The 11,993-nt window shown below is 42.3% G+C and carries 8 protein-coding genes; 6 read left to right on the forward strand and 2 right to left on the reverse strand.

Features of this window, described 5'->3' with window-relative positions:
• Position 1: 1 nt before the first annotated feature.
• Genes CH373_RS04990 through CH373_RS05000 form a run of 3 tightly spaced genes read left to right on the forward strand, consistent with a single transcriptional unit; the run spans position 2 to position 3,952 of the window.
• Entirely contained in the window at positions 2 to 1,369 is a 1,368-nt protein-coding gene (locus CH373_RS04990) for a cbb3-type cytochrome c oxidase subunit I (protein ID WP_100713002.1), read from the forward strand.
• Positions 1,369 to 2,175 carry a CbbQ/NirQ/NorQ/GpvN family protein gene (locus CH373_RS04995; RefSeq protein ID WP_100713003.1) on the forward strand — a complete coding sequence of 269 codons (807 nt, stop codon included), beginning with the start codon at positions 1,369 to 1,371 and terminating at the stop codon, positions 2,173 to 2,175. Before CH373_RS04990 ends, CH373_RS04995 begins: the two co-directional genes overlap by 1 nt.
• A gap of 4 nt (positions 2,176 to 2,179) precedes the next feature.
• Positions 2,180 to 3,952 (forward strand): nitric oxide reductase activation protein NorD, encoded by a 1,773-nt coding sequence (locus CH373_RS05000; RefSeq protein ID WP_100713004.1) that lies wholly within the window; start codon positions 2,180 to 2,182, stop codon positions 3,950 to 3,952.
• A 10-nt stretch (positions 3,953 to 3,962) separates the two neighbouring features.
• Here CH373_RS05000 and CH373_RS05005 read toward each other — a convergent pair whose 3' ends face one another.
• Complete coding sequence (locus CH373_RS05005) at positions 3,963 to 5,708, reverse strand: C45 family peptidase (protein ID WP_243393262.1); 1,746 nt, start codon at positions 5,706 to 5,708, stop codon at positions 3,963 to 3,965.
• A gap of 154 nt (positions 5,709 to 5,862) precedes the next feature.
• Between CH373_RS05005 and CH373_RS05010 the strand changes: the two genes are divergently transcribed.
• Positions 5,863 to 6,984 (forward strand): AraC family transcriptional regulator, encoded by a 1,122-nt coding sequence (locus tag CH373_RS05010; protein ID WP_100713005.1) that lies wholly within the window; start codon positions 5,863 to 5,865, stop codon positions 6,982 to 6,984.
• 63 nt (positions 6,985 to 7,047) lie between these two features.
• Here the strand turns inward: CH373_RS05010 and CH373_RS05015 are convergent, their stop codons facing one another.
• Positions 7,048 to 8,145: an L-dopachrome tautomerase-related protein gene (locus CH373_RS05015; RefSeq protein WP_100713006.1), complete on the reverse strand. Its 1,098-nt coding sequence runs from the start codon at positions 8,143 to 8,145 to the stop codon at positions 7,048 to 7,050.
• 600 nt (positions 8,146 to 8,745) lie between these two features.
• Here CH373_RS05015 and CH373_RS05020 point away from each other — a divergent pair.
• Both CH373_RS05020 and CH373_RS05025 read left to right on the forward strand, forming a co-directional pair.
• Complete coding sequence (locus CH373_RS05020) at positions 8,746 to 10,317, forward strand: class I adenylate-forming enzyme family protein (RefSeq protein WP_165778780.1); 1,572 nt, start codon at positions 8,746 to 8,748, stop codon at positions 10,315 to 10,317.
• A 10-nt stretch (positions 10,318 to 10,327) separates the two neighbouring features.
• Positions 10,328 to 11,917, forward strand: coding sequence for an MFS transporter (locus CH373_RS05025; RefSeq protein ID WP_100713008.1), 1,590 nt, complete (start codon positions 10,328 to 10,330; stop codon positions 11,915 to 11,917).
• Positions 11,918 to 11,993: the final 76 nt, after the last annotated feature.

The following is an 11,993-nucleotide window of genomic DNA, read 5'->3' on the forward strand; positions in this document are numbered from 1 at the left end:
CATGAAATACAAATCTCAGAAAATCGCATATTGGTTTTTTGCAACCTGCATGTTACTCCTTTCGCTGCAATTAGTATACGGATTCATCCTAGGCTTTGCGCGAATGGGTTTTGACGGCTTGCATGAGTGGATCCCGTTTAACACGGCTAGAGCGACTCACACTAATCTTTTGGTAGTGTGGCTTCTGACAGGATTTATGGGGGCGGCACACTACATTATACCCGACGAATCCGGGAGAGAAATCTATTCCGAAAAGCTTGCATTTGTCCAGCTCATCTCTTTGATCGTTGTCGGCGTAATCTCTATCATAGGATTTCACTTCAATTTTTGGGAAGGTCGAAAGTTTTTAGAAATTCCCAGACCGCTAGATTATCTTGTAGTGATCAATGTACTATTATTTCTTTTTAATATAGGAATGACTCTCTGGAAAGGAGAAAAGCATTCTACGACAGGTCTTGTTTTGTATTTCGGGTTATTTGCTGCGGCGCTTCTATATCTTCCTGGAATGATCCAGTTTAATAGCCAGACTTTGGATTCTTATTTCCGCTGGTGGGTCGTGCATCTTTGGGTAGAAGGCGTTTGGGAATTGATCATGGGAGGGATTCTTTCTTACTTACTCATTAAGTTGACAGGAGTGGATAGGGAAGTGATAGAGAAATGGCTCTATGTAATTGTAGGCCTAACTTTTCTCTCCGGAATTTTAGGAACCGGTCACCATTATTACTTTATAGGAGTTCCTGCTTACTGGAAAGTAGTCGGCGGTATCTTCTCTATGTTGGAGCCTCTCGCGTTTTTGGCAATGGCTATGTTTGCCGTAGCCATGTATCGCAAAAGCGGTAGAAACCATCCGAATATCATTTCTCTTTTTTGGACGATCGGTAGTGCGATCATGTCCTTCGTGGGTGCTGGCTTTTTAGGATTTGCTCATACTCTTCCTCAGGTGAATTTATATACCCATGGTACTTTGATCACAGCAATGCATGGGCATATGGCATTTTGGGGTGCGTATGCAATGATCGTCCTCGCAATTATTACGTATGCGATGCCATTATTGACGGGCAGAAAGTTGTGGAACAATTCCGTTGGTCTCTACGCTTTTTGGGCTTCGAATGTCGGCATGTTAGGAATGACAGGTGCGTTCGCAGTAGCTGGGATCGCGCAAGTATATCTGGAGAGAAAATTCGGATTGGACTTCCTTACAGTGCAAAAAGAAATCGAAGTTCACTTCTTGGGTTTGGTTCTGGCGGCGATCGTATTCACATCCGGAATTATTGCGTTTATTATTAATTTCATCCGTTTTGGAATTCCTTCCGATGAAGCTCTGGGTGAAGAAGGAATGACCGGGGATGCAGTTCTCGCCGGTCGTTAATGGATGCATTAAGGAAAGATGATATAGTTCAAGAGCAGAGCCCTTATTATAGACAGACCGGAAGCGAAGTAGAGGTATTCGAGCAGGTACACAAGAATAAGCTTCCTCTGCTTTTGAAAGGACCGACTGGTTCCGGAAAGTCCAGATTTGTAGAATACATGGCGGCGAGATTAGGATTGCCTTTGGTAATCGTATCTTGCCACGAGGAAACATCTGCAGTAGATCTGCTCGGCCGTTTTTTGATCCGTGGAACTGAAACTGTTTGGCAAGACGGGCCCTTGACTCGGAGCGTGAGGATGGGCGGCATCTTGTACATCGATGAAATCGCAGAAGCAAGGCCCGATATACTAGTTGCGATTCATCCTCTTACCGATTACAGACGGGAGATCTACCTAGATCGCAAGAACGAAATCGTAAAAGCTCCCGAATCATTTCTGTTAGTCGCTTCCTACAACCCCGGATACCAGAAAGGTTGGAAAGAGCTAAAACCTTCTACTAGACAAAGATTCGTCTCTATTCAATTCGAATATCCAAAGGCCCCAGTCGAGGAGGAAATTCTTTGCAAAGAGTCAGGGATTGATTTAGGGATCGCGGCTAAACTAGTCAAACTAGGACAGAAAATTCGGAATCTAAAGGAGCTAGGACTCATGGAATCCTGTTCTACGAGACTTCTCGTAGACGCTGCGAAATTAATTTCGTCCGGATTGCCGCAGCGACTATCCTGCGAGGTCGCGATCGTTCAGCCGTTGTCGGACGATAAAGACACGGTAAACGCTTTAAAGGATTTGGTCTCCCTACTGTTTTAAAAGCATGGGATGGGACGAAGTAGTATTCAAAACAGTTTATCAATCGATTCGTAATTTATATTTACGTAAATCTACTTCGGATATCGAAAACAAAAGAGTCTATTTGGTACAAATCAAAGAGCGCATTTCTATACTGGCGAAGGCACTGACCGGAGAGAACATCGAAATTTTACCCGCAGAAAACGAAGGTGGCTTCCAGGATCAGAGATTTTTCCTCCCGGAATCTTATGCTGCAGGTCCGACAGCCAAAGAGAATGCGAATTTCTTTATATTCAGAACAATTTATCTATCTGCACAAAAATCCTTGGGATTTCAATGGAAGGCAGAAGAAAAAAGGAACAGGGAAGAATCCTTACTAAAGGCCAAGGATTCTTTTCCGGTCGTTGTCAGGAATATTCTACAAAATTACAAGGGCTCACGCCGACTAGTAGCTTCCGTAATCTATTACGAAAAAAAAGCAAGTAGGAGAAGAGCAAAAAAGCCTGTAACCAAAGATCTAGATTTGTCTTTTCTTCATGGACGTTGGATGTCCTCCGGTTTTTTACCTTCGGGGGAATCAGAACTTCTTCCAAATCCTTCGGAAACTAACCAAAAGATAGAGACCGAATTAGAGGCTCCCCCAAAGGAGGGAGTGCAAGAAATTCAAGTCGATGAAAAGTCCCAGCAAGATTATACTCTGCAGCATCATTTTGAAAAGGTGAATACTGCGGAAGAATTCGAAGGAAATTGGAGGGATTTTGATGGAGCCGACGAATTATCGGACCAAGAAGAAGCACTCAAAGAGCTGAATTTGAAGGATACGGTTCGATCTACCGAGCAGGTTCGATCCGTTTGGAAAACGGAACTCACTTTTGGATCCGGAGGTCTGGAGAGCAAGGAGAGAATTTCAGAGGAAAAGTCCTTTAGATACGACGAATGGGATTATTCAAAGAGACAATACCGTACCGATTACTGTCAGGTTTTTGCAAAAAATAGCTATTCTACAGATAGAGAATATGCAGAAAAAATATTATTAGAATATTCGACTATTCTGAATAACTTAAGAACAAAATTCCTTTATTTTGCAAACAAAAGACTGGAGGTAACCAGACAAGTGGACGGTGAAGAAATTGATCTGGACTTGGTCGTAGATTCCCAGATCGATATTCTGAGCGGAAAAACTCCTTCAGAGAGAATCTATATTTCCAAACCTAAGCAATTAAGAGAAACGTCGATTCTGATTTTAACGGATACTAGCATGTCGACGGATTCCTATTTTGATAATAAGCGAATCTTAGATGTGGAAAAGATTTCTTTATTACTATTTGGGCAAGTTTGCTCCGAGTTCGGAGATAGATTTCAAATCGATCACTTTTCCTCTCGAACTAGAAACCATTGCGATTACTTTTCCGTAAAATCATTTGACGAACCTTGGGAAAGAGCAAAAGGCAAAATCGGCCCGATTCAAGCAAGCGGCTATACTAGAATAGGACCAGCAATTCGACATGCTCTCGAACAGATTCGAAATGAGTCCTCCTCTAAACGCTGGATCTTACTTTTATCCGACGGCAAACCGAATGATTACGATCGCTACGAAGGCAAGTATGGCTTGGAAGATGTAAAGCAAGCGATCAAAGAGTGCGAAAAGTTCGAAGTACAGTTATTTGCACTAGCGATCGATAGCAAGGCCAAGCATTACCTACCGGCAATGCTTGGGATAGGCTCTTTTAGAATTCTACCGCACCCGTCTCAGCTACCAGAAGCACTCATGGAATTTTACATGAAGCTTCTTAGGTAGTTTTTTTTCCTCAAATCTCGTTTACATCCACAAGCAGGAAATTCGGAGAAACCAGTTTTAGCTTGCGAGGGCTATATTTTCCTTTATCGGAGTATGCCTTTTGTATCCAAACAGAGGAGAGAGGCGAATTCTTTCCCTTTTTGACTTGCTCATAGTAGTGTTTAGAAATATTATTTTTTCCTAAAACAGAATTTGTTCTGGCGAGCCAAAGCTGGTTCTGGAGTTTACGAAAGCTTGAATTTTCTAGTTCGTCGACTCTCTCCATGAGTTCAGAAGCTTCCTTTAGTTTTCCCTTTTCGATATATAGCATGGCTTTGAGGAAAAGAATGGAAGGGTCTTTCGCTTCAAATTTTGCTGCCTTGTCTAGTTCCGCTATTATCTCATCGATTCCACCTAATTTAGGATTTTCGTCGATTAGCATGGCTTGCTTGTAATGATGAACCGCTGTTTTTTCTGCGTTCGGAGCAGATTTTGCCTTTCGATTCGAATTCTTGGTCGTACTTTTCTGTTTTTTCAGATCTATGATTTTGTACCCAGGTTTTCCCCAAGCAATCGGAACTTCTACGTAAGGACCTCCACCAGTAGGGGCGACTCCGACCGAGATACTTAATTTTCCGGCTTCGGGACTCATGACTACGGATTTTACCGAAGTAATTTGACGCAAGGTTGAACCCATGGTTCGATTTCCACCGCTACTCGGATCGATTGTGTCGTTTAACAAATTCTGTAAATCGGAAACAGTAGTACCTTTTTTTCTTTGGCTCGCTAGGATTTCCTGAGCCCTTTGGTAACGGCTCAAGCTATGATGATAAAAGACTGGAGATGCCAAGATCTCGCCTTGCTGCAATCGAGGACTGAAGTAATGATTCGTGTTTACGATGTGATCTGATCCAGGAGTAGAGTAGGTTACATCTACGTCTCCGTAGTTTGTCTCTATAACAGCTGCTTTGGATCCGGTCTCGTTTTGACTTGTTATGATCATTCCCCAAGTTGAATTGATTTTCCTACGACGGGCAATTTCTACCGCCTCACGTATATTAGTTGCTTTGGAAATAATTTCATGTCCTAGGTCGATTACTCCAACACCGCTAAATCCAACTTTCTTGTGGAAACGAGTATGGAAGGCGATCGTAATTCCTGCTTCGTTAAACGCAGTAATTCCTGGTACGTCCGCTCCTCTACACGCGATATAACCGTAGCGCAAACCTTGATCTGGAGTACAAAAAGCTACGATCGGTCTCGTATCCCAAACATCTACCCCGGGAAAATCAAAGTTGCGAGCGTGATACAGTTTTCCATCTTTACTTTGGTCTCCCCAAACCGCTACGCTTGAGCATGCTGGAACCATTTGGGCGGTTCTTCCTGGAGTAAAAAAAGCGATTTCGGGTAAGAATTGGATCAGTCCCAAAAGTCCGACAGAGTTTTGGAAAGCATCCATCGTAAAGAGTTCCTTTGCAATTTTTGAAGATTTTCCAGCTGTGGTCAGTGCTGCTATGGTTCTTGCCGAAAACTCTGGGGATCTGTGCTTACTCATCCTTCTGAGCATCCAGTTGATGAGAATGGAAGTAGCTCCTTTGCTTAGAGAACCTCGCATCGATCGCGGTAGACTTCCTACCAAAAGATTTCTAGCCATTACTGGGTAAAAATCGAAGATAGGCTCGAATTCTCCGATAGAATTCATGATTTCGCCGAATTGACGGCCCATTTGCTCTTGAGAACCTTTGAGTTGAAGAACTACCAGTGGATTTTGGATCATGACTCTATTCTAAAATAGACTCGGAAAGAATTCGACCGGATCGATCGGATGAGTCGTTCGAACTTATCGGTTCGGCCTTGATTTCAAAACAAGTTTTGACAATTCGCGTTCTACCGATAAATATGTGTCAGCTGGAATTGGTATTAGTTAGGAAATGGAGTGGGTACACGCAGGTCTGATATCGGTTATCCAATTTGGAGCCGGAATTTCTTTCTTATATGCGATTCTGGAAATGAGCAGGCAATCTGCAGCAAACCGATCTATGGTTGCGATTGCAGTATTCACTGGGACGATCTTACTCAGATATTCTTGGTATTTGAATGAAAGTTTATTAAGAATTCCTTATCTCTTTATCTATCTTTATACAACGATTGTACTTGTAGGGCCATTGGTCTTTGTTTTTGTACAGAAAAGACTTCAGAATCCGGATGAGGAGAGTGCATCTGGCAAATTTGAGCGGAGATACTGGATTCATTTTGTACCTTGCATTCTATTTTTTATCGGAGAATCGCTTTTCTTTATTCAAGAACAGGACCAACTCCGGGATTTGATCCAAAGAGACTCGATAGAATTCCGCTTAGATTGGCTTCATCTGGCCGCGCTTATCGCAAGCATTCACGTTTCTGTATACTCGTTAGCCTGTCTGTATTTGTATCATAAAGTCAGTAAGAAATATGAAATTTATGAAATTAAGCTAATCTGGGTAGTCTTGTTGCTTCCGGTATTTTCCAACGCTTTAATCGGTCCCGCTTTCTTTATGAAGAGCAGATTGCTCTTTGAAATTGGAGCATCTTGCATTGCGATCATTGTGCTTTTGATGTTTGTGGTCAGAGAAAGGCATCCCGGATTACTTAGTGAGTTAAGTGCAGTAATACAGAGCGTAAAATACCAGAACACTCCATTATTACCTTCCGACGTCGAAGCTGCGAATTCTAAGCTTAAAAATATTATGGAACAACAGGCTTTTTACAGAGATAGCGAGCTGAGATTGATCGATCTAGCGGCCGGTTTAGGACTGAGTGTGCATCAGACTTCCAGATACTTAAACGAAGTGCATCAAATGACCTTTTATGAATTAGTAAATTATTATAGAATCAAAGAAGCGTGCGATCTCTTGATTTATGATCCCAAGAAGACAGTATTAGAGATCGGTTACGAAGTCGGATTCAATTCCAAATCTACGTTCAATTCTCAGTTCGTCAAAGCGACCGGAATGTCTCCTGCGATTTATAGAAAGAATCGTATCTCCGAAAAAGAATCCGATTCTTTCTCCTAGACTTTTCATTTAACAAAGGGAATGGATTGCTCCCTTTGTTAAATGGTATCTATACGTTATCTATTATCTGCCTATGATTCCAGGTGTAGTTACCTGAAATCTGTGGATAAAGTAAGGCCCCCTTTTCTTGATTGTATCTTTTGTTTGTAAAAACACATCGTTTAACGCGCTACAGGTGAGATACATATAACCATCCGGCGCGTAGCTAAATCCGTCTGGCCAACGGAGCGAAGTATCTTTAAACAAAGTCTTTAGGTTCTTATTTTCATCCAGGAAGGTGATTGCAGAATGTTCCGGATCCGTAATATAGATTCCGTTATTGGTATCTATGCTGATTCCATCGGACATGGTCTTTTCTGCAAAATTTTCCACTTTCTGCGCCAATTGGTCTGGAGTAAGAGAATCGTTTATTAAATCAGCCACTTTTGCACGAAACAAGGAACCGGAAGTAAATGGTGCGAAATAGAGCCACTCTCTGTTTTTGTCTAGAGCGATGGAATCTGCGTTAAAGATAATAGGTACACCCGCTACTTGAAAAGGTTGACCATTCACTTTGATTTGATTTCTTTCCCCGACCACAGATGGGTGGCCTTTCAGTATTCTTTTACCGGTTTTTGTTTGAATATTATAGACTACGAGCCCTGGGTCTCCGCCAATCGGACTGGTGTCAGTGATGAAGACAGTCTCACGAATCGTGTCGATTTGCATGTCGTTGAATAGAGAGTCTTTAGGAGCAAGAGTTTTGGGAAATTCGAATTCGTGTATCACCTGTTTGGTGGTAATATCAAATCCGTAAATTTTAGTTTTTCCTGTTCCTATAATATTTCCATAGTCTAAGGTCCAGAGTCTGCCTTTGTCATCAACTCTCACGGAGAGTACTGAATCAAAATTATGTTGAAACTCTAGATCAGGAAAAGGTATTACCTGCCCGTTCTGGAGCTCCGCAACTTTAATCTCGGGTTCTCCTTGGGGAAAAAATGAAAAGAAGATTCTACCGTTTGAGGAAGCGGATATATTTCCCGGAGGAAGTTCCAAGCGGACAACTTGCTCCATGTGAGAGATGGGAAATAGCGGATTTGTAGTCCTGTCTTCTAATTCGGTTACCTGGCATCGGATTACTGTAAGTCCGATTGCAAAAATAGGGCTTAGCTGTTTAAACATTTTTCTTCACCACTTCAGTATTTTAAAATTGTTTGAAAAACTCGAGGATAAGTGGATTCCACCTTAACCGTACGAGTGGAACAAGATCATAATTCTTGCTCTGAATCAGTTCGACCGAATCACAAAAAAAGGACGTTCGAATTGTGAAAGGATGCCTAATCTCAAGAAATTTAGCTTCGTACGGAATAAGTGCAATATCAGTGTAAATGATAAGAGAATTATTATATTCTGATATTCTTCCTAGATTTTTTAGATTTGAATATTGCTGGTAGAGGAAAGCCTGATAATCGATCTCGAGCTTGTAGGAGCTCCTACAGGGCAAGGAGTTACAAAATCCTCTTGCAAAAAATGATCGATCGTGATAGATGCGATTTTGTGGCTGCCAGCGGGTACCACCGCACCGGCCCCCACCCTAAAGAGGGCGGGGCCCCCTCAAAACCCACCATCTCCTAAAATCACACTACAAAGCTGTTGGCTCGTTTTATAACGACCGGTTGAATTCGCGGCAAAGAAAAATGACCAATTAGTCATTTTGTATTGACACCTGGTTGACCAATGTCAACACTCGAGCCCCAGCAAGAAGCCAACAAAGGAAATGGTATGAAATCTAAGCATATACCTGAGCTGCTCAAGGACCAAGCCGCAAAGTACGGGAAAAAGGTCTTCGTGATCTTTTTGGAAAAGGAAGTTACTTATCAGGAGCAATATCTTTACTCGGTCCAAACAGCGAACCTGCTTGGGGCAAAAGCAGGATTTTCTCCCAAAGATAGACTCGGGATACTTCTTCCTAACGGTTTAGATTTTTTGAATGTGTACTTCGGGGCTATGTTCGCCGGAGGTACTGCATTGCCATTTAACATTTTGCTCAAGGGCGATGAGCTACTTTATCAAATCAATCATAGCGAAATCAATACCTTAGTCACTAATACTCGTTTTTTCCAGCTGATTCAACCTGTTCTTTCTAAAATGGAAAATCTTAAGACGATTATCTTCGTTGACGACGAAAATGTGGATTCAATTGGAGAAATCGACGGAATCAAGCAGATTCAATTTCAGTCGGAAATGAAAAACTCTTCGTCGGAGCTTCCAACAAGTTATTCTAATATTCAGGAATCGGATATCGCTGGTATGCTCTACACTAGCGGGACTACCGGAAAGCCTAAGGGTTGCATGCTGACTCATAAAAATTATTTGAGCAACGTAGACCAATTTTTTCCGAGAATGATGCCGGAAGATACGGACACTTACCTCTGCATTATGCCTCTATTTCATGTGAACGCGCAGCTTGCTTCTGTGATGCTGACTTTGTCGGCAGGAGCAAGGCTAATTCTAGAGGAGCAGTTTAAACCTCGTACGTTCATTCCTACATTACAGAAATATACATGTCGTTGTTTTAGTGCAGTCCCGGCAATGTACAATTTTCTAAATGAAATGCCGGAATACAAAGATGGAGCAGACTTATCCTTTGTAAAAGCATGCATTTGCGGTGCCGCTCCAATGCCAGTCGAAGTATTCAATAAGTTCGAAAAGAAATTCAATGCAAAGATATTGGAAGGTTACGGACTTTCGGAAGGCACTTGCGTTTCCACATTGAACCCGTTAGACGGAAAACGCAAGATCGGTTCGATCGGTTTGCCACTCGATATGCAAGAAGTAAAAATCATGGATCACCAGGGCAAATTCCTTTCGACTGGCCAGATCGGTGAGATCGTCGTAAAGGGCGGGAATGTCATGGCCGGCTATTATAAAGATGAAAAGTCTACGAAAGAGACGATTGTGGATGGATGGTTGCATACAGGTGATCTAGGGCATATCGACGAGGACGGCTATTTCTTTATCACAGGCCGCAAGAAGGAAATGTTGATTCGAGGCGGAGAAAACATTTATCCAAAGGAAATTGAGGAAGTGCTTTATCAAATGACCGAAGTCGCTGATTGTGCGGTGATCGGATTCCCGGATGAAAAATATGGAGAACAGGTAGTCGCCGTAATCAAGAGGAAACCGGAAGTTCAGCTGGATGAAAAGTCCATCAAGTTATTCTTAAGAGAAAAGGTCGCGAACTATAAGATGCCAGGCAAGGTTATCTTTATCGAAGAGTTTCCTAGAACCGCTTCGGGCAAAATTCAAAAATTAAAATTACGTGATGAACTTTTGTCAGGACAAACCGTTTAAGGAGTAATCTGTGGAACTTACTTATACTTCAAAAGAGCGCAGATCCGTCATTGTCGCGACTTGCCTTGGTTGGCTTTTTGACGGAATGGACATTATGCTTTTGGTAATTATGCAAAAGCAGATTCAGATGAGCCTAAATGCAAGCGACTTTCAGATCAATCTCGCTCTCGGCTTGACCCTGCTGTTTACAGCAATTGGTGGAATCCTTTTCAGTCCTCTGGGAGATAAGATCGGCAGAAAGAAAGCATTAAGTTATTCTATATTAATTTATTCTCTTGGAACCGCGGCTTGCGCATTTTCTCCGAATATTTGGACCTTGATCGTGCTGAGAATTGTTTCCGCCATCGGCATCGGCGGAGAATGGGCTTTAGGTTATGCTCTTCTTTCGGAGAGCTACAAACCGAAACGCAGAGGACTTGTCGGCGGAGCAGTGCATTCCATGTATGGAATTGGTGCACTAATCGCTGTCATTCTTGGAACCAGGTCAGGATTAGATTGGCGTTGGGTTTTCGGTTTGGCGGCTCTTCCGGCTCTCATGATTTTTTGGATCAGAAGGGCAGTTCCGGAATCCAAAGTATGGCTTGCCTTGCAGGAAGAAAAGGCAACAGGAAAGTTGGACCCAGAGCTTCATGCTTCTGTGGATCGAGCTCCTTTGGCAGAAATATTCAAAGGACAATACTTTAGAATTACCTTATTAATCACCTTTCTTTCGGTATTATCCCAATTTTGCTATTATGCCGTAATACAAAAGGTACCAGATTTCCTACAGACGGAGATTAGTTCAGGAGGAGTGGGTCTGGATCAAAAGGCGACCACCTTACCCATGTTACTCGTGATTCTTACGGCGGTTCCCGCAATCATTCTTTCTGGATTTGCCTCCGATCGATTCGGAAGAAAAAAAGTTTTTGCCATCATTTCACTCTACGGTCTGATTTCTCTCGGTTCCTTTGCTTACGTGGCAAAGCAGCTATTGAACGATGATCGCTTACGGTCTGTCGTTTCTCTACAATATCTAATAGACCGCTCTGATCTTTCGGATGTAACTACCACTGGCAGATATAGCCAAGGTGCGCTGACGGACAATACAGTGAACCAACAGAATAAGAAAGGATTTCTTAATGTAAAGGTAGAAGATCCTGAGTCAAAGCTTTCCGAATTCGAGGGAAAAGTTGTACTTTTGAGCGGTAAACTCAGTTTGGCGAATGGGACCAGCGGGACGCATTCAATATTAGTAAAAAGTGCAGAGGAGTATCCTAGAGGTTCTACATTTAGGAATTTCGTCTTCGCTTTCTTACTCTTAGGGATCAGCTTCGGGTATTTTGGAATTATTGGAGTAATGTTTAGCGAGTTCTATCCCACTCACTTACGAGCCACCGGACCGGGATTTGCTTTCAATTTAGGAAGAGGCATGACTGTGTTCTCTGCATTCTTCACTTCTGCGATCGCGGGTTCTTGGGGATGGCCTTATGCTTTTGCATCCTGTGGAATACTGTTTGTGATCAACGCATTGTTAGTTCTTTTATTACCGAATGTTACAGGTCGTGAAATATCGGCTGCTGAAAACGAAATCTTTTTAGAAGCAGCCCAAACGGAGTCCTGAATCGAACGGATGAATTTTTAGTAGTAAAATTAATGACCAACTGGTCATTAATTCTTGACGTAGTACCCTTTTTTTA

It is taken from the genome of Leptospira perolatii, from assembly GCF_002811875.1.
In the GTDB taxonomy this organism is placed as follows: domain Bacteria; phylum Spirochaetota; class Leptospiria; order Leptospirales; family Leptospiraceae; genus Leptospira_B; species Leptospira_B perolatii.